The organism is Curtobacterium sp. Arg-1 (assembly GCF_025643395.1).
GTDB lineage: Bacteria > Actinomycetota > Actinomycetes > Actinomycetales > Microbacteriaceae > Curtobacterium > Curtobacterium poinsettiae.
The window spans coordinates 553,787-571,689 of the sequence record NZ_CP095731.1 but is presented as its reverse complement, the minus strand read 5'-3'; the positions used below and the strand labels follow the sequence as shown (position 1 = coordinate 571,689).

Annotated in this window: 13 protein-coding genes; 8 read left to right on the top strand and 5 right to left on the bottom strand. The window is 71.5% G+C overall.

Features of this window, described 5'->3' with window-relative positions; genetic code table 11:
- Positions 1–152: 152 nt before the first annotated feature.
- A complete protein-coding gene (locus MXD64_RS02810) occupies positions 153–3,800 on the bottom strand; it encodes a S8 family peptidase (RefSeq protein ID WP_263137108.1) in 3,648 nt (1,215 codons plus the stop codon).
- 160 nt (positions 3,801–3,960) lie between these two features.
- Here MXD64_RS02810 and MXD64_RS02805 point away from each other — a divergent pair, with 160 nt between their 5' ends.
- Genes MXD64_RS02805 through MXD64_RS02795 form a run of 3 tightly spaced genes read left to right on the top strand, consistent with a single transcriptional unit; the run spans position 3,961 to position 7,462 of the window.
- Positions 3,961–4,617 (top strand): TetR/AcrR family transcriptional regulator, encoded by a 657-nt coding sequence (locus MXD64_RS02805; protein ID WP_056069449.1) that lies wholly within the window; start codon positions 3,961–3,963, stop codon positions 4,615–4,617.
- Positions 4,614–5,384: a hypothetical protein gene (locus tag MXD64_RS02800; RefSeq protein ID WP_263137107.1), complete on the top strand. Its 771-nt coding sequence runs from the start codon at positions 4,614–4,616 to the stop codon at positions 5,382–5,384. The genes MXD64_RS02805 and MXD64_RS02800 overlap by 4 nt, the downstream gene beginning before the upstream one ends.
- Positions 5,381–7,462 (top strand): YhgE/Pip domain-containing protein, encoded by a 2,082-nt coding sequence (locus tag MXD64_RS02795; protein ID WP_071250514.1) that lies wholly within the window; start codon positions 5,381–5,383, stop codon positions 7,460–7,462. The genes MXD64_RS02800 and MXD64_RS02795 overlap by 4 nt, the downstream gene beginning before the upstream one ends.
- 77 nt (positions 7,463–7,539) lie before the next feature.
- On the opposite strand, the gene MXD64_RS02790 is transcribed toward MXD64_RS02795, so the two are convergent.
- A complete protein-coding gene (locus MXD64_RS02790) occupies positions 7,540–8,511 on the bottom strand; it encodes an endonuclease domain-containing protein (protein ID WP_263137106.1) in 972 nt (323 codons plus the stop codon).
- A gap of 186 nt (positions 8,512–8,697) precedes the next feature.
- On the opposite strand from MXD64_RS02790, the gene MXD64_RS02785 reads away from it, so the two are divergent.
- Complete coding sequence (locus MXD64_RS02785) at positions 8,698–9,687, top strand: LacI family DNA-binding transcriptional regulator (protein WP_263137105.1); 990 nt, start codon at positions 8,698–8,700, stop codon at positions 9,685–9,687.
- A 102-nt stretch (positions 9,688–9,789) separates the two neighbouring features.
- On the opposite strand, the gene MXD64_RS02780 is transcribed toward MXD64_RS02785, so the two are convergent.
- Both MXD64_RS02780 and MXD64_RS02775 read right to left on the bottom strand, forming a co-directional pair.
- Positions 9,790–10,437, bottom strand: coding sequence for a TrmH family RNA methyltransferase (locus MXD64_RS02780; protein WP_017886327.1), 648 nt, complete (start codon positions 10,435–10,437; stop codon positions 9,790–9,792).
- Positions 10,438–10,479: 42 nt separating this feature from the next.
- Entirely contained in the window at positions 10,480–11,169 is a 690-nt protein-coding gene (locus MXD64_RS02775) for a TetR/AcrR family transcriptional regulator C-terminal domain-containing protein (protein WP_262160555.1), read from the bottom strand.
- Positions 11,170–11,357: 188 nt separating this feature from the next.
- On the opposite strand from MXD64_RS02775, the gene MXD64_RS02770 reads away from it, so the two are divergent.
- Complete coding sequence (locus MXD64_RS02770) at positions 11,358–12,155, top strand: HAD-IIA family hydrolase (RefSeq protein WP_017886329.1); 798 nt, start codon at positions 11,358–11,360, stop codon at positions 12,153–12,155.
- Positions 12,156–12,204: 49 nt separating this feature from the next.
- Here MXD64_RS02770 and MXD64_RS02765 read toward each other — a convergent pair whose 3' ends face one another.
- Positions 12,205–12,621 (bottom strand): hypothetical protein, encoded by a 417-nt coding sequence (locus tag MXD64_RS02765; RefSeq protein WP_042539144.1) that lies wholly within the window; start codon positions 12,619–12,621, stop codon positions 12,205–12,207.
- 551 nt (positions 12,622–13,172) lie between these two features.
- Between MXD64_RS02765 and MXD64_RS02760 the strand changes: the two genes are divergently transcribed.
- From MXD64_RS02760 to MXD64_RS02750, 3 genes are all read left to right on the top strand, one after another.
- On the top strand, positions 13,173–14,366 hold the full coding sequence (locus MXD64_RS02760) for an EfeM/EfeO family lipoprotein (protein ID WP_263137104.1): 1,194 nt from the start codon (positions 13,173–13,175) through the stop codon (positions 14,364–14,366).
- The gene (gene efeB / locus MXD64_RS02755) at positions 14,363–15,799 is read left to right on the top strand and encodes an iron uptake transporter deferrochelatase/peroxidase subunit (protein WP_263137103.1); all 1,437 of its coding nucleotides are present in this window, start codon (positions 14,363–14,365) and stop codon (positions 15,797–15,799) included. Before MXD64_RS02760 ends, efeB begins: the two co-directional genes overlap by 4 nt.
- 138 nt (positions 15,800–15,937) lie before the next feature.
- A complete protein-coding gene (locus tag MXD64_RS02750; protein WP_081612207.1) occupies positions 15,938–17,899 on the top strand; it encodes a phospholipase C in 1,962 nt (653 codons plus the stop codon).
- Positions 17,900–17,903 lie beyond the last annotated feature (4 nt).

Here is a 17,903-nt window from a genome sequence, read left to right as displayed (position 1 = left end):
GGAGCCACACTGGCACCGGTTCACTAGTTTGTCTAACTACCTGTCCCGAACACGCGTTCCGGGCGGCGAACGAGCAGGAGATGCCGGGTCCCACCCGGGACCCGACATCTCCTGCTCACCGTGTGGCGCGCGAACCGCGCCCCGGCTCCGTCCTAGCGGCGCGTGACCTTCGCGGTCGCGCCGGACTTCGCCGTGCCGTCCTCGTACCCGGAGGCATGGGCGGTCACCCGCACGCTGATGCGGTGCCCGAGGTCGGACGAGCCGAGCGTGACCTTCGACCCCGTGGCCGACTTCACGACCGTGCCGTCACGCAGCCACTGGTACTTGTACGTCGCCTTCGTCGTGCTCCAGGTGCCGTGCTTCGCGGTGAGGGTCGAGCCGACCTTCGCCGTCCCGCTCACCGTGACCTTGCTCCCCTTCGCCAGCGCGAGCTTCGGCGGGACCACGTTGATGGTCGACGTGTCGGCCTGCTTGCCCGCCGCGTTGTCGAGGTGGAGCAGCAGCACCGTCGCCTTGGTGACACCCGAGGCGCGGGTGACCGTCAGCGAGTCGGCGTCGGCGAACAGCACGCCGGTGGCGCCGTCCTGCGAGAACGACAGCTTCGGCTTGGTCGGGTCGAACGTGACCGGCTTGGTCTCGTCCACCACCGACGAACCACTGGTGGCGGCCCCCGGGGCGTAGGCCGACTCGGTCAGCACGGTGTAGTCGAACTTCGTCGACGCGCCGATCGCCGAGGCACCGACGGTCAGCACCTTGACGGAGCTGTCGAAGGTGTTGACGTCCTGGCCGGCCGCTCCGCCGTTGAGCGGCTGTGCGTCGACCGTCTTGCCCGTCGCCAGGTTCATCGTCGTCGCGAGCGTGGCGTCGATGGTGGCCGACTTCGCGTCGTACACCAGGTAGTCGGGCTCACCGTCACGGTTCGTGTCGATGAGGACCTCGACGTTGGTCACGGCACCGGGGTCGGCATCCGGACCGGCGGTCTGCACACCGAACGCGATGGTGCCCGACGCCTTGTCGTACGACGCACCGTAGGAACGGACGTCGGCCGCCAGCAGCGACTGCTCCGCCGAACCCTCGGGGAACGTCTCGGCCGGGTCGGTGCCACCGAGCACGAACGGGGCGACGGCCGCGTGGTAGCCGGTCGTCAGGCCGCCCTGGTCGAGCGTGCGGCCCTTGAGCGTGAGCTCGGCCGACTTGCCCGGCCCCGTGAAGGGGACCGTGGTCCGCGCACGCACCGCACTGACGGGTTTCGGTGCCACGTAGACACCGAGGCGCATCGGGTTGAGCGTGCTGTCGGTCGGCGCGAAGGCCACGATGCCCGAGGCAGCGGTCACGAACTCGCGCTGGTAACCCTTCTGGACGGCGTCCTGCGTCGGGTCGATGACACGACGGAGCTTCGTCGGGTCGGCGACCGAGAACGTCAGCGTGACCGAGGCGGTGCCGTTGGCGGGCACCGTCACCTGCTTCGAGCTGAGCGCGAAGGTCACACCCGGCTGCGACACCTGCGGCTGGTACGACACGGCGTACGTGTGCGCCGTGCTGTCGGTGTTGTCGACCTGCAGGGTGCGGGTCTCGCTCGTCCCGCTCGCGACCTCGACGACGCCGAACGACGCGGTGACGAGCTGGTCGTTCTCGGCGCTGCGGACCGTGGTGCCGGCGGTGACCGCCTGCAGCGCGTCCACGCGACCGGTGCCCTGGCGGAGCAGGGTGGCCGAACGGTTGCCGTCCTTCACGTCGTGCGTCGCCGTGTTCATCAGCGCCGCCTTGACCTGCGGGGCGGACCAGGTCGGGTGCGACTGGAACGTCAGCGCCGCGATGCCCGCGACGTCCGGCGTTGCCATCGAGGTGCCGCTCATCGACATGCGGCCGTCACCGGTGCCGTTCGCCGCCGAGATCACGTTGACCCCGGGGCCCGCGATGTCCGGCTTGACGATGTCGTCGAACGACCCGTGCACACCACGGCTGGTGAACGACGCGAGCGTGTTCACGGCGTCCGCCTCGATGGCGACCTCGAAGCCCTTCAGCTCGTCCGCGAAGCGCACGTGCAGGGTCCCCGCCTTCGCGGTGGCCTGGAGGCTCGCCACGCTCTTCGCGGTCAGCTCGGCACCCGGGATGGTCGCGTTGCCACCGATGCCGGATTCGAACGTGTCGAGCGTGCCCGCCAGCAGGACGCCGACACCACCGGCGGCCTCGACGTTGTCGAAGCGCACGGCGGAACCGCACTCGAGCGCGGCGTCCGTCCACTTCAGCCAGACGACCTTGCCCTTGATCTTCGCGGCGTCGGCGGCGCTGAACGCGGCACATCCGTCGATGTTCGCGGTCGGAGCGACGACGTCGCCCTCGACCGGCAGGGTGCCCTTGAAGTTCGACGAGTACTGCGACCGGTAGGTCTTCGCGACGTCGGCCGGTGCGGTGACCTGCACGCCGTCGTAGAGCGACTGGCCGGTGGCGCTCGCGGCGACGGTGAGCGCACCCTCGGCGTTGCCCGGCGAGCCACCGATGTCGGTGAAGTCGTCGGCGTTGCCCGAGGCGATCACGGGGAGCACGCCACGTGCGGTCAGTGCGTCGATCTTGGCGTTGTCGGGGTCGTCCGGTGCACCGTAGTCGGAGCCGAGCGACAGGTTCAGGACGTTGATGTCCTTGCCCTCGGTGAGCGCCTTGCCCACCCAGTCGAGCGCGGCACCGGTGACGTCGGTCGAACCGCCGTTGTCACCGAAGACCTTCAGGGCGTACAGGCCGGCCTCGGGCGCGGTGCCCGGACCGATCCACATGTCCTGCACCTGCTGCGTGGTGAGCTTGGTGTAGTCGCCGTCGAACTGCTGCTTGTCGGCGGTCAGGCCGTAGCCCGCGATCGAGCCGGACACGTGCGTGCCGTGGTCGCCGCCCTTGCCGTCGATCGGGTTGTCGTCGGGAGCCGGCACCGGGTCGTAGGTGTTCGGGTCCTCGGGGTTGGCGTTGTACGTCGCACCGGCGAAGTCGTACCCGCCCAGGAACTTCGACGCGTCGTACAGGCTCGGGTCCGGGGCGCCGCTGCTCGCGTTCGCCAGGGCCTGCTGGTACGCCTCGGTGGTGCCGGGGCCGCCGAAGTCGGCCTGCGTGTAGTCGAGACCGGTGTCGAGGACGGCGACGTTGACGCCCTTGCCGGTGTGGCCGGTCTCCTGCCAGGCGTTGAGCGAGCGCGTGTAGACGTCGCTCGCGGCGTTCTTCGGCGAGACGCCGTCGGCACCGGGGCGCACCAGGCTCGGGTCGACGCCCGAGGGAGCGGCGTCGGCGTTCTCGTTGACCGTCGGCTCGACGATCTTCTTCGGCGTGAGCGGGATGATGCTCTCGACGTCGGAGCGCTCGGCGATCTTCCGGAACGCGTCGACGTCGGCGACGACCGCGACGCCGGGCACGGTGTACTCGGTCGAGTAGAGCTCGGTCGCGTCGGCATCGGCGCGCTTGACGGCCGACCGCACCGCGGCGACGGTGGACTGGATCGCCTCGACGCGGTCCGCGGCGGCGGAGGACTGCCTGCGCGACTGGGTCAGGTCGCCGCCCTTGGCCTTGGCGTCCACCTCGAGGGCGCCCTGGCCGGTCGTGCGCACGAACGCCGCGACGGTCTTCGTCGGCTTGGCGTCGCGGAGCGGCGCGGAGAGCTTGAGGTCGGCCACCGGGATCCCGGCCGGAGCAGCGGAGGCCGCGCCCCCGACTGCGAGACCGCCGCATGCGAGGGCCGCGACGGCGATGCCGGCGGTCAGGACGCGGGTGAAGCGATGGGGGGTGGGTTTCGGGTCGGTGTTCGGTGTTGCACGGTTCAAAGAGGGCACTCCAGGCTCAGTCCGTGGTTCGCATGAGATTCCTGTGAAGCTATGCGTTCGTTCTCAGGGAAGACAGTCCGCACTTTGGGGGACACCCCTCGTCCAGGGGACGGAACCTGTTAAGTTGCACACACGTGTGCACGTTATTACGATGGGGTGCGTGACCACCACCGAGCACCCCTCCCGCGCGCCCCGCCGCGACGCCACGGAGAACCGGGCAGCACTCCTCGACGCGGCGCGGACCTGCCTGCAGCAGGACCCGGACGCCTCCATCGAGACGATCGCCGCCGCGGCCGGCCTCTCGCGTCGCGCGGTGTACGGGCACTTCCCCTCGCGCGACGACCTGGTGCGCGAGGTCGTGACCGCCGGCGCCGCCCGGATCGCCGCCGCCATGCCCACCACCTCGGACCTGCAGGGGCTCCCGCCGGCCGCACGCCTGGCCGCCATCGCGGTGACGCTCTGGACCGAGGTCTCGCACGTCCGCTCGATGGCCCGGATCGCCGTGCGCAGCCCCTTCGCCGAACCCGTCGCCGAGGTCTTCGCCCCGTTGCGCTCACAGGTGCGTCAGGCGTGCGCGCTCGGCATCGCCGACGGCGCGATGCGGGACGACGTCGACCCCGAGACCCTCGGCCGCCTGGTCGAGGGCGCGTGCATCGCCGTCCTCGACGAAGCCACCCGCTCCGGCACGAGCGACGAGGACGGACGGCGGATGGTGGTGGTGTCGGCGCTGGGCACGGCCGGCATCGACTGGCGCACCGCACTGCTCTCCGAACCCGCAGCTCCCGCTCCCGCTCCCGCCCCGAAGGACCACGCATGACCCTCGAACTCGACCACGTCGGCATCGGCGAGGAGCCCGGCGCACCCCTGCCCGTCGTCTCCGCCGTCGCCGCGCCCGGACGCCCGGGGGTCCTCGCCGTCGAGACCGAGCAGGCACCCGTGCTCGCGTCCCTCGTCGCCGGTGGCCGCATGCAGCCCGACACCGGCCGCCTGCTGCTCGACGGGCACGAGGACCCGGCAGCCGTCCGCCGCGCGTTCGCGCTGGTCGACACCCCCGGGATCGCCGAGCCATTCCCCGTCCTGACCCTCAAGCAGATCGTGCGCGAGGAACTCGCGTTCGCCGGGCAGCGCCCGACCCGCGAGCACGTCGACACGGTGCTCGACGAGCTCGGACTGCGGGACTACGTCGACACCGCCGTGCAGCGGGTCCCGACGGCCGTGCGCATCCGGCTGCTCGTCGAGCTCGCGCTGCTCCGCGACGGTGTCACCGGCATCGTGATCACCTCGCCCGAGCGGCACGGCGGCGCCGTCGAGGACTGGTTCCAGGTGGTCCGCGACGTCGCCCGACGGGGCGTGACCGTGGTGCTGGTGACCTCGAAGGCCGCCGCCGCGACCGTCGAGCACCTGCTCGACACGATCGAGACGCACGACGACGTCGCGGCGCCCGGCGTCGCCGAGACGCTCGAACAGCCCCAGACCGAGGACCCCGAGGACGTGGCCCGAACCGACGGAACCGAGCCGGGCCTCCTGGCCGCTCCTTCCGTCACCACAGCATCCGCAACCGTCCCGACGGAGGCACAGAAGTGACCACCACCTCGCTCGTCCGCGCAGAACTCGCGCGGCTCACCGCGACCCCGCTCGCACGCCTGGCGTTCATCGCGCTGATGATCGTGCCGCTGCTCTACGGCGGCGCCTACCTGTGGGCGAACCGCGACCCGTACGCGAAGCTCGACCAGATCCCCGCCGCGATCGTGGACCTCGACGCCGGCGCCACGCTGGACGGCGACCAGGTCGACTACGGCAAGGACGTCACGAAGGAAGCCATCGACGGCGCTGACTTCAAGTGGACGAAGACGAGCGCCGCCGACGCCCGCTCCGGTGTCCGGAACGGCACCTACGACTTCGTCGTCACCATCCCGCACGACTTCTCCGAGCACCTGGTGTCCGCGCAGTCCGACGACCCGACCCAGGCGAAGCTCGTCATGACGACGGCCGACACGAACTCGTACCTGGCCTCGACCATCGCCGAGCAGGCGGGCAAGACCATGCGCACCGCCGTCGCCGAGCGCGTCGGCAAGCAGGCCGCGAAGACCCTGCTCGTCGGGCTCGCCGACGTCCGCGACAGCCTCGGCGACGCCGTCGACGGTGCCGATGAGCTCGCTTCCGGGGCCAAGAAGGCGGACCGGGGTGCCCACACGCTCGCGGACGGCACCGGCAAGCTGTCGTCCGGTGCGGCGGAGCTCGCCTCCGGCACGGCGTCGTTGCCGTCCCAGACCCAGCAGTTGGACAGCGGGGCGCAGCAGGTGGCGTCGGGGGCGTCGACCCTGGCGTCCGGGCTGGCCAGCGCGCAGCAGCAGACGGCGGCGCTGCCGTCGCAGACGCAGCAGTTGGACAGTGGGGCGCAGCGGGTCGCGGCCGGCAACAAGAAGCTCGCCGACACGGTCGACTCCTACAGCCCCGACGTCGAGTCGCTCCAGCCGCTGGACGCCAGGACGGTGATCGCAGGCATCACCGACAACCTGCCCGAGGGCGTCGAGCTCACGAAGGACCAGCAGACCGCCCTGGAGTCGTCCGTCACCGACGCCGTCACCCGGGTCAACAGCGCCGGCGCTTCGGCGAAGAAGACCTACGAGAGCACGAAGTCCTCGGTGGACAAGCTCCGAGACGGCTCCGCACAGGTCGCAGCCGGTACGTCGTCGCTCGCCTCCGCGGCGCCGACGCTCGCGTCCGGCATCTCCTCGGCGGCGACGGGGGCGTCCACGCTCGCATCGGGGGCCGCCCAGGTGGCCGACGGCACGTCGAAGCTGGCCTCGGCCGCTCCGACCCTGTCGTCCGGTGCATCGCAGCTCGCGACCGGTGCGAAGACCGCCGACCAGGGCGCCTCGTCGCTCGCGTCAGGGTTGGACAAGCTCACGACCGGCTCGTCGAAGCTCGCGTCGTCGCTCGACCAGGGCCGCACGAAGATCCCGGCGTCGAACGCCTCGGAGCGTGCGTCGCAGGCCTCGGTCATCTCCGACCCGGTCAAGGTCGGGGACGACAACGTCGCCGCCGCGTCGAACTACGGTGCCGGCCTCGCGCCGTTCTTCATCTCGCTCGCGGCCTGGATCGGCATGTACGCGCTGTTCCTCATCCTCAAGCCGATCTCGAAGCGTGCGATCACGGCGGTGCGGAAGCCCCTCGCGGTGGTGTTCGGCGGCTGGCTGACCCCGGCGCTCCTCGGCCTGGTGCAGATGGTGGCGCTGTTCTTCATCGTGCGCTTCGCCCTCGACCTGAACGTGGTGCACGTCGGTGGCACGATCGGGATCATGGTGCTGGCCTCGGCGACCTTCGCGGCGATCATCATGGCCCTCAACGTGCTGCTCGGCTCGGTGGGGCAGTTCCTCGGACTGGTACTGATGCTCGTGCAGCTCGTCACCGCCGGCGGGACGTTCCCGTGGCAGACGCTGCCGGGGCCGTTGGCGGCGCTGCACTTCGCGCTGCCGATGACGTACTCGGTCGACGCGATCAGGCAGACGATGTACGGCGGGAACCTCGGCGCCGCGTGGTCGGACGCGGGCGTGCTGCTCTGCTGGCTGCTCGGGGCGCTCCTTGTGTCCTTCGTGGTCACGGCGCGGCAGACCCGCTCCCGCACGCTGCGCGACCTGCGCCCGAGCCTGATCGGGTAGCGGGCGCGGGCGGCGGCGCCGCGACATCGAGTGAGCAGAAGACGACGGGTGTGCAATGGCGACCCGTCGTCTTCTGCTCACTCGACGCGACCTCCGCGTGCAAGGAGCGTCTTCAGGTGCGCCACTGCGGCTGAGCGGTGCAGCGTCAGGTCGGACTTGGTCCACCGGACCACCACCCAGCCGAGTCGTTCCATCTCACGGTAGCGGCGGAGGTCACGGCCCCACTGCTCGGCGTCGGTCCGGTGGTGGTCGCCCTCGTACTCGATGACGATGCGGTGCTCCGGGTAGGCCAGGTCGACGCGGCCGACGAACCGTCCAGCTTCGTCGAGCACCTCGAACTGCAGTTCGGGCTCGGGCAGCCCCGCGCGGACGATCGCCAGCCTCGCTCGGGTCTCCTGCGGCGACCCGGCGCCCACCCGCACGAGCTCGAGTGCGACCCGGAGCTTGCGGACTCCCGATCGTGCTCCGGCCAGGGCGACGGCCGCGGCGAGGTCGTCGATCGTCGTCCCGCACCGTCGTTCCGTGACGATGGCGTCCCCGAGCACGACGAGCTGGTCGACCGAGAGCATCGCACCGCAGTCCACCCACAGCGCCGCGGGCGTGCTCGTCGGCATCCCCCACCGCTCCGTCACCCGGGCACGGTCCGGCGTGATGCGATGCCCGACGACCCCGCGGCGTCGCGGTTGCGCGATCGGTACGGGACTCGTGACGTGCACCGGGGCGTCGTCGGCGACAGGGACGGGGAGCTGCCAGAGGACCGCCGCCGAGACGTGGCTGATGAACTGCCCGGGAACCAGGAGCGGCCGGAGTGCCCGGATCCGGTGGACCGGGTCGGGCGGACGATCACGTGCCCAGCGGATCGACCGGGTCGGCCGGACCAGGTCACGCCGTCGGAGTCGTTGTCGGGAGACGCCGGCGCGGTCGGCCGCGCTGATGTCGAACGCGCGCCCGCGCAGCGGTGTCGGAAGTGGTCGTGCTCGCATGTCCACCACGTTCGCGCCCAGCGCCCACTGCTCGCGCGCCGAACGCGACTTCTGTGTACAACGCACCCCGGGCCTCCCGTGTGGAGGACCAGCCACACGCAGATCGTGAGCAGAAAAGGTCTAGTCGCGGCGCCACACCCGACCATTTCTGCTCACGAAGCGAAACCGACCCCCACACCCCGCCCGCCCGCAGGGCCATGTCACGTCAACCGCTACGATCGACGCACGAGCCAACGGAGGTCGAAGCGCATCATGGGAGACGGCAAGCCCGCGACCATCTACGACGTCGCCGCACGCGCCGGGGTCTCCAAGTCCCTCGTCTCCCTCGTGCTGCAGCGCTCCCCCCGGGTCAGCGACCAGCGCCGGGCCGCGGTGCTGAAGGCGATCCAGGAGCTCGACTACCGGCCCTCCACCGCGGCCGTGTCCCTCGCCGGCACCCGCAGCCGCACCATCGGTGTGGTGCTGGACGATTTCCGCAACCAGTGGTTCGTGGACCTGCTCACCGGCCTGCGCGAGAGCCTGCAGGACCAGGGGCACCGGCTCGTGGTCGCCGACCGCTTCCTCAACACGGGGCTCGACGCCTCACCGGTCGAGGGCTTCCTGTCCATGCGCGTCGAGGGCATCGTGATCGCCGGCGAGCCGACCACCGACCTGGCGATCCCCGCCTCGATGCCGCTCGTGATCGCCGGCGGCCGCGTCGCGATCCCCCGCGCCGACACGGTGGCGAACGACGACCACGCCGGCGGCGGCATCGCGGCGCAGCACCTGCTCGACCTCGGGCACACCCGACTCGGGTTCGTCGGTGCGAGTTCGGCAGCATCGGCGGAACGCCAGGCCGGGTTCGAGCAGGCGGCGGCGACACGTGCGTCCGTCGTCACGACGGTGCTGCCCGGCGAACCCACCGAAGAGGCCGGTTCGCGTGCCCTCGGCATGCTCCTCGACGAGCACCCGGACGTCACCGCGGTCTTCGCCGCGAACGACGTGATGGCCCTGGGGGCCCTGTCCGAACTCGCCGAACGCGGGCTGCGCGTCCCCGAGGACGTCTCCGTCATCGGCTACGACGACACCCCCGTGGCCGCGATGCGGTACGTCGGCCTGACGAGCATCGACGACCGCAGTGTCGAGATCGGCCGCGGCGCCGGCGAGCGTCTGCTCGCCCGCATCGCCGATCCGCGGATCGCCGCGACGGAACTGCTCGTCGAACCCCGCCTCGTCACGCGCCGCACCACCGCCGCGCGCTGACGCGGCACCCCTGCCCCGGCCGGGAGGCCCGCCCCGCGTCCGTCACGCCCGCTTCGTGAGCAGGAATGGTCGGGTCCAGGGCCCGCACCCGACCACTTCTGCTCACGACGTCGCGCCGGGCAACTCCGCGTGCTGGACGACCCAGCTGTGCATGACGATCGCCGCGGCGGCCGAGGCGTTGATGCTCCGCGTCGACCCGAACTGCGCGATCTCGAGGTGCGCGTCGGCACCGGCGACCGCCTGCTCGGTGAGTCCGGGGCCCTCCTGCCCGAACAGGAACACGCAGCGCTCCGGGATCGTCGCGGTCTCGATGCGTTCGGCACCCGGGGTGTTGTCGATGGCGACGACGGGACGCGCTTCATCGGCCATCGCGGTGAGGAACGCTTCGACGTCGGGGTGGTACCGGACGTGCTGGTAACGGTCGGTCACCATCGCCCCGCGCTTGTTCCACCGCCGCCGTCCGATGATGTGCACGGTGCCGGCGAGGAACGCGTTGGCGCTCCGCACGATCGACCCGATGTTCAGGTCGTGCTGCCAGTTCTCGATCGCCACGTCGAACGCGTGCCGGCGGGTGTCGAGTTCGGCGACGATCGCGTCCATCGACCAGTACCGGTAGCGGTCGAGCACGTTCCGGGAGTCCCCCGCGGCGAGCAGCTCCGGGTCGAGCCTCGGGTCGTCGGGCCAGGGTTCCGGGTGCGGCCCCACCCCGTTGGTCGTCAGCTCGTGCGACGGTTCGGGCGCAGTGGTCACCCGACCAGCGTACGGCCGGGCGCGGGGTCGGGCGCCGCCGGCTCAGGCGGTGCGGGCGATGCGCGCCTCGATGCCGGCGATCAGGATGTCGAGGCCGAGCGCGAACCGGTCGTCGTAGGAGTGCTCGCCGAGGATCTCGCCCACCAGGCGGTGCCGCTCGGGTCGGCCGGCCTCGGAGTCCCCGCGTCCGACCTGCACCCCGGCGTGCCCGACCACGAAGTCGTAGACGACGAAGAAGGCGTACATCGCCTCGGCCGGCGGCAGCCCGGCGTCCTGCAGGGCACCGACGACCTTCGCCACGACGGCGTCCGACTCGGTCGAGGCGAGCGGGGCCCGCTGGCTGTGCGACTCGAGCACGAGCGGGTGGGTGCGCATCAGGTCGCGGAACGTCGTGGCGAAGGTGCGGACGACGGCGTGCCACTCGTCGGGCCAGACGAAGGTGGCGGTGAACTCGTCGACCGTGCGGCGGACGAGTTCGGCGTGCAGGTCGTCCAGGCCGCCGATGGTCCGGTGCACGGTCATCGGAGCGACGCCGAGCCGGACGCCCAGGGCACGGAAGGACAGCCGGTCGAGGCCGTCCTCGTTCGCGATGGTCGTGGCGGCGTCGATCACCTGCTCGCGGGAGAGCACGTTCGGGCGGCCTCGGCGTCGTCGCGGCGTCACCTCGAGCTCCGTCTCCGACACCGGGGTGGGTCGGGGCGCGCTGGACGGGGTTCCGGGTTCGACGAGCACGAGGGGGCCTCCTTGATTCGGTACGTGTCCCGAAAAGCGTAGGGCAAACCCGACCGCGGTTCGGTGTCTCGACCATCTCGGGTCTGGCAGCAGCGCGCAAGAGCCGCCCCGGGCCTCCCGGCCCTTTCCGAGCCGACCACGATCCGACGCGAGCCGGACCTGAACCCCCGCGCAGTAGGGTGAGGCGCATGGCGACCCGAGACGACGTCGAGTGCTGGCTGACCGACATGGACGGCGTGCTCGTCCACGAGAACCAGGCGCTCCCCGGCGCTCCGGAGCTCATCCAGCAGTGGCTCGACGACGGCACCGAGTTCCTCGTGCTGACGAACAACTCGATCTTCACGCCGCGCGACCTGAGCGCCCGGCTGCGGGGCTCCGGCCTGCACGTGCCCGAAGAGCGGATCTGGACGAGTGCGCTCGCGACGGCCGACTTCTGCAAGTCGCAGATGCCGGGCGGGTCCGCGTTCGTGATCGGCGAGGCCGGCATGACGACCGCCCTGCACGAGGCCGGGTTCATCATGACCGAGACCGCTCCCGACTACGTCGTCGTCGGCGAGACCCGCAACTACTCGTTCGAGGCGATCACGAAGGCCGTGCGGCTCATCCGCGACGGCGCACGGTTCATCGTGACGAACCCCGACGCCACCGGCCCGAGCGCCGAGGGCGTCCTGCCGGCCACCGGCGCCATCGCGGCCATGATCGAGAAGGCGACCGGCAAGCAGCCCTACGTGGTGGGCAAGCCGAACCCGATGATGTTCCGGTCGGCGATGAACCGGATCGGCGCGCACTCCGAGAACACCGGCATGATCGGCGACCGGATGGACACCGACGTGCAGGCCGGCATCGAGGCGGGGCTGCACACCGTGCTCGTGATGACGGGGATCAGCGACCAGGCCGAGATCGACCGGTACCCGTTCCGTCCGAGCGAGGTCATCTCCGGCGTGCACGAACTCGTGCGCACCGAGCCGTTCGAGGTCGAGCTCTAGCCCTGACGACCCACCGGCGTCGGGCCGTCGGCAGTGCGCCGGTGGCCGGTCAGTTGCCGGCAGCCGACTCGCGCCAGCGCGCCTGACCGATGATGTTCTGCGCGTAGGAGACCCGGTTGAACACGTCGACGCGCTGCTCCTCGGAGAAGACCTGCACGAACTCGGTGTGCGACTGACCGTTCGCGGCCCAGATCGACACGGAGACGTTGCCCTGCGTCCGTCGCTCCTTCGCGAGCAGGAACAGGAGTCCGAGCAGGAAGAACCACACCGTGATGACGGTCATCACGATCGCCCACGTCGGGATGTGCGACGTCGACGACGACTGGTCCTGCGCGGTGATGTTCACCTGCGCGGCCGGCCAGGTCCCGCTCGGCGTGACGATGCGGTCCTGCGTCACCCCCACGGATCCGATCGAGACGAGTACTGGGCTCGGCGCCGGCGCCCCACCGGTCGGCTGCATGCTCATGGTGGAACCCTAGCGGCCCACGCACCCCGGGCGGCTTTCGGAGTGCAGCCTGCGCCGTGCGGGGGGGGGCGGGGGCGTGGCGAGGTCGCACGCGGGGTGGGTGGCGGCGGCGCACGGTGCGGAGTTGGGCAGCGGGCGCCGGGTTGGTGGTTCCGTGCGAGCCTGCAGCGCCGCACCCAGCCGTCAAGCTCGCACCGCATGTACGAACCCGCACCGTGCCGAGCCCGGGGAGACCGAGCGGGCGCGAGGTTGGCGGCGGCGCACGGTGCGGGGTTGGGCAGCTGGTGCCGGGTTGGTGGTTCCGTGCGAGCCTGCAGCGCCGCACCCAGCCGTCAAGCTCGCACGGGGGCGCGCACTCCGCACCGTGCGGCGCGCACCCCGCACGGCGCGGCGCGGCGCGGCCCGCATGACGATCCGGTGAACAGAACCGTTCCGCGGTGAACGACGGGAAAACTGCCCCGGGAGCGACCCTAGGGTTGCCCTGGTCGAGCTGAAAGCGGCTCTGACCAGGGTTTTCTGTGAATTGCTACAGGATGGGGTCATCGGTGCCGATGTCGGTTCGTGCCACGACGGCGGTGGTCGTCGGCGCACTCGGAGCACTCGTGGGGACCGCGATCGTCACCCCGCACTTGGTCCCTCCGACGTCGCCGCACACGAGCGCGGTCACCGTGCAGGCCGGCACCGACGCCTGCGGAACGGGGTGGCCCGCGAGTCCGGACCGCGCTCTCGCCGGCCCCCAGACGTTCCGGATCCACAACACCTCCGTCGCCGGGATCGAGGTGCAGCTGGTCGACCCCACGAACGGCGCGGTCTACCTCGACGCGGAGGGACTGGGAGCGGGTGCCACGCACGACTACGGCGTCCGACTCCCGCGCGGCCAGTACCGGTTCCGCTGCCTGCCCGCCGACGCGAACCCCGGCACCGGGCCCGTCGTCCACCTGCGCGGCGCCACGCACGTCAGCGACGAGACCCCCGGGATCGTCCCGGTCACCCGCGACGACCTGATCCCCGCCGCGAAGTCGTACGGCGACTGGATCGAGAGCCGCCTGCCGACGCTGCTCGCCGACGTGCGTGCACTGGACGCCGACGTCCGGACGGGTGACGTCCGGGCCGCACGACGGGACTGGCTGGTCGGTCACCGCGAGTACGAGCAGCTCGGAGCCGCCTACGGCGCGTTCGGGGACGACGACACCGCGATCGACGGGCTCCCCGCCGCCGGACGGACCGCACTCGACGACCCGCACCTGACCGGCTTCCACCGCGTCGAAGCGCTGCTGTGGTCGGCAGCGCCCGGCATCCGCGCCGTCGCACCCGCAGACGCCCTGGTCGCCGCCGTCGAACACCTGCGCCGGACGTTCCCCACCCAGCGGGTCGACCCGCTCGACATCGGCCTGCGCTCGCACGAGATCCTCGAGAACGCGCTCCGCTTCGAGGCGACCGGGGCCACCGACGCCGGCAGCCACACGGCACTGGCGACGATCGACGCGAACATCAGCGGGACGGAGCACGCGCTCGAGCCGCTCCGGTCGATCCTGCGGACCCGCTACCCGGGCCTCCGGGCCACCGACCGTGCGCTGGCGACCCTGCGCGCCGACGCCGAGTCACACCGACGGACCGACGGCAGCTGGGACACCCTCGACGGTCTCGACCGCACCGCCCGCGAGCACCTGGACGCCGACCTCGACGCTGCGCTCGAACAGCTCGCGCCCGTCGCCGCCATCTGCGACCCGAGGAGGACCTCGTGACCGAACGACCGCAGCGCCCGGGCCCGGCGGGCCCCCGGAGCCAGCAGCGCCCACGCGGGATGGACGCGGCGACGTACCGCCGGATGGCCGAGGCACACGCCCGCCTCGGGCTCTCCGCCGACGGCAGTGCCTGTCCCGCCGGCGCACCGGACGACCAGCAGCAGCCCGGCCCCACCCGCGGGGTCGGACGCCGCGCGTTCCTGACCAGCGCGGTCGGGGCAGGTGCCGGAGCCGCCGCGGCGGCAGCGAGCCTGACCGCCGGGCGTGGGACGGGCCTCCAGGCAGCCGCCGCGACCACCGGCGGTGCCGACGCCTCGCCCGGTTCCTCGTACGCGTTCCACGGCGCGCACCAGGCCGGGATCACCACACCCGCGCAGCGACAGTCGGCGTTCCTGGCGTTCGACGTGACCGCGGCCGACCGCGGGGACCTCGCCGACCTGCTCCGGACGATCACCGAGCGGGCCCGGTTCCTGACCCGCGGCGGCACGCCTGCCGACGTCGGGATCACCGCGCCGCCGGCCGACTCCGGCGTGCTCGGACCGCAGGTCGCGGCCGACGGGCTCACCGTGACGGCGAGCGTCGGCGCCTCGCTCTTCGACCACCGGTACGGCCTGTCGGGGCAGCGCCCGGCGCGGTTGCGGACGATGGAGGACTTCCCGAACGACGACCTCGACCGGTCGATCTCGGACGGCGACCTGCTGCTGCAGGTGTGCGCGCACAACACCGACACCGTCCTGCACGCCGTCCGCGACATCGCCCGGGCCACCCGCGGCGGCATGCAGGTGCGCTGGCGCCAGGACGGTTTCGCGTCCCCGCCGCGCCCCTCCGGCACCCCGCGCAACCTGCTCGGGTTCAAGGACGGCACCGGCAACCCCTCCACCGCGGACCGCAGCGTGATGGACGACCTGGTCTGGACCCGCGGTGGACAGGACGGCGAACCCGACTGGGTCACCGGAGGCAGCTACCACGTCGTGCGGACCATCCGGATGTTCGTCGAGTTCTGGGACCGCGTCTCGCTGCACGAGCAGGAGAACATGATCGGCCGGCACCGCGACTCCGGTGCCCCGCTCACCCGCAGCGGCGAGTTCGACGACCCCCGGTACCAGGACGACCCGACCGGCGACGTCATCCAGATGGACGCACACATCCGGTTGGCGAACCCGCGCACCGCCGAAGCCCGTGCGCAGCAGATGCTCCGTCGTCCCTACAACTACGACAACGGCACCGACACGAACGGCGACCTCGACATGGGCCTGTTGTTCGCGTGCTTCCAGGCCGACCTGGAACGGCAGTTCGTCGCCGTGCAGAAGCGCCTGGTCGACGAGCCCCTCGTCGACTACGTGTCACCGGTCGGCGGCGGCTACTTCTTCGCCCTGCCCGGGGTCCGCCACGCGGACGACTGGCTGGGCCGTCGACTGCTCGCACGGACCTAGCCGGGCCGACGCTCGCACATCCGAGCCCGGGCCGTCGCCCGCACGGCCCCGCCCGCACGGACCCGGCCGGACCCGCCCGCCCGCCGGGCCCCACCGCTCCCCCACCACCCCACCGTCCCGACCAGTGAGAGGTTCCACGTGTTCCGACCTTCCGAACGACGCGTCCAACAGGGCGCGCTCGCCATCATGGCCCTGGCGGCCGTCGCCGGGACGGCCCTCGCCATCCCGCAGTCGGCGTCCGCCGCGGACAACTCCCTCAGGACCACCACCCCGATCAAGCACGTCGTCGTCATGTACGACGAGAACGTGTCGTTCGACCACTACTTCGGCACCTACCCGAAGGCCGCGAACACCGACGGCACCCGCTTCACCGCCGCACGGAGCACCCCGAAGGTGAACACGCTCGCGTCCTCCGGCACCCTGACGAAGAACCCGAACGCCTACGCCCCGTCACGGCTGACGCCCGCCCAGGCGCTCACCTGCGACCAGAACCACAACTACCTGCCCGAGCAGAAGGCCGTCGACGGCGGTGCCATGGACAAGTTCGTCGAGAGCACCTCGGTGGACACCTGCACCGGGCTGTACGGGTCGCCGGGCCTGACGATGGACTACTACGACGGCAACACCACCACCGGGCTGTGGAACTACGCCCAGAACTACGCGATGAGCGACAACGCCTGGGACACCGGCTTCGGCCCCTCCACCCCCGGGGCGCTCAACCTGATCAGCGGCAACACCCACGGCGGCACCGGCGTGGACTCGGTCACCGGTGCCACGGTGCCGACCTCGACCGCCGTCGTCGCGAAGGACGCCGCGGGCCAGGGCACCGTCACCGCCGACCCGGACCCCGCCTACGACGACTGCTCCGACAAGGACCACACGTCGACGTCGAACCTGGTGAAGATGTCGGGCAAGAACATCGGCGACCTGCTCAACGCGAAGGGCGTCACCTGGGGCTGGTTCCAGGGCGGCTTCACCCCGACGACGGCCTACGCGGGCACCGGCACGCTCGCCAAGTGCGACGCCACCACGACGAACGTCGGCGGCTCGGTCAGCAACGACTACTCGCCGCACCACAACCCGTTCGCGTACTACGCGTCGACGTCGAACCCGCACCACCTGGCACCGACGAGCGACCGCATGATCGGCTCCACCGACCGGGCGAACCACCAGTACGACCTGTCCGCGTTCGACACGGCCCTCGCCGAGCACCGGATGCCCGCCGTGTCCTTCCTCAAGGCACCCGAGGCCCAGGACGGCCACGCCGCGTACTCCGACCCGCTCGACGAGCAGAAGTTCCTGACGTCGAAGATCAACGAGATCGAGCGGTCGCCGGAGTGGTCGAGCACGGCCATCGTCATCAACTACGACGACTCGGACGGCTGGTACGACCACGTCGCGCCGACGATCCTGAACGGCTCGACGGACTCCTCGAACGACACCACGGTCTGCACCACGGCCGCGACCAAGGTCGGTGTCGCCGGTGGGTACCTCGACCGCTGCGGCCCCTCGCAGCGGCTGCCGTACCTGGTCATCTCGCCGTTCGCCAAGCAGAACCACGTCGACCACACCGCCATCGAGCAGACCTCGACCACGAAGTTCATCGAGGACAACTGGTCGACGGGCCGGATCGGTGACCAGTCGTTCGATGCTCGTGCCGGGTCCCTCCGGGGCATGTTCGACTTCACGCACCCGCAGCACCGCGAGGTGCTCCTGAACACCAAGACGGGTGCGGTCTCGCGGATCGTGTCGACGGCCGTCACGCCGAAGCCGACCCCGAAGCCCACGACGAAGCCGCACACGGGCTCCGGCAGCGGTACGGGCGCGAGCACCGGTTCCGCTGGTGGGACCGGCAGCGGCTCGAGCACGGGTGCGGGCACGGGGAGCGGGGCAGCGCCGGTCTCGAGTGCCTCAGCAGGAGCCGGGGCCACGGGGCAGACCGTCGCCGCCGACCCGTCCGCGACCGACCCGTCGGCGACGCGCCTGGCCTTCACCGGTGCGCAGCTCACCGGGGTCACGATCGCCGCGATCGTGTTCCTGATGTCCGGCATCGCGCTGGTCGTCATCCGCCGTCGCCAGCTCCGCCGTCGGGCCGACTGACACG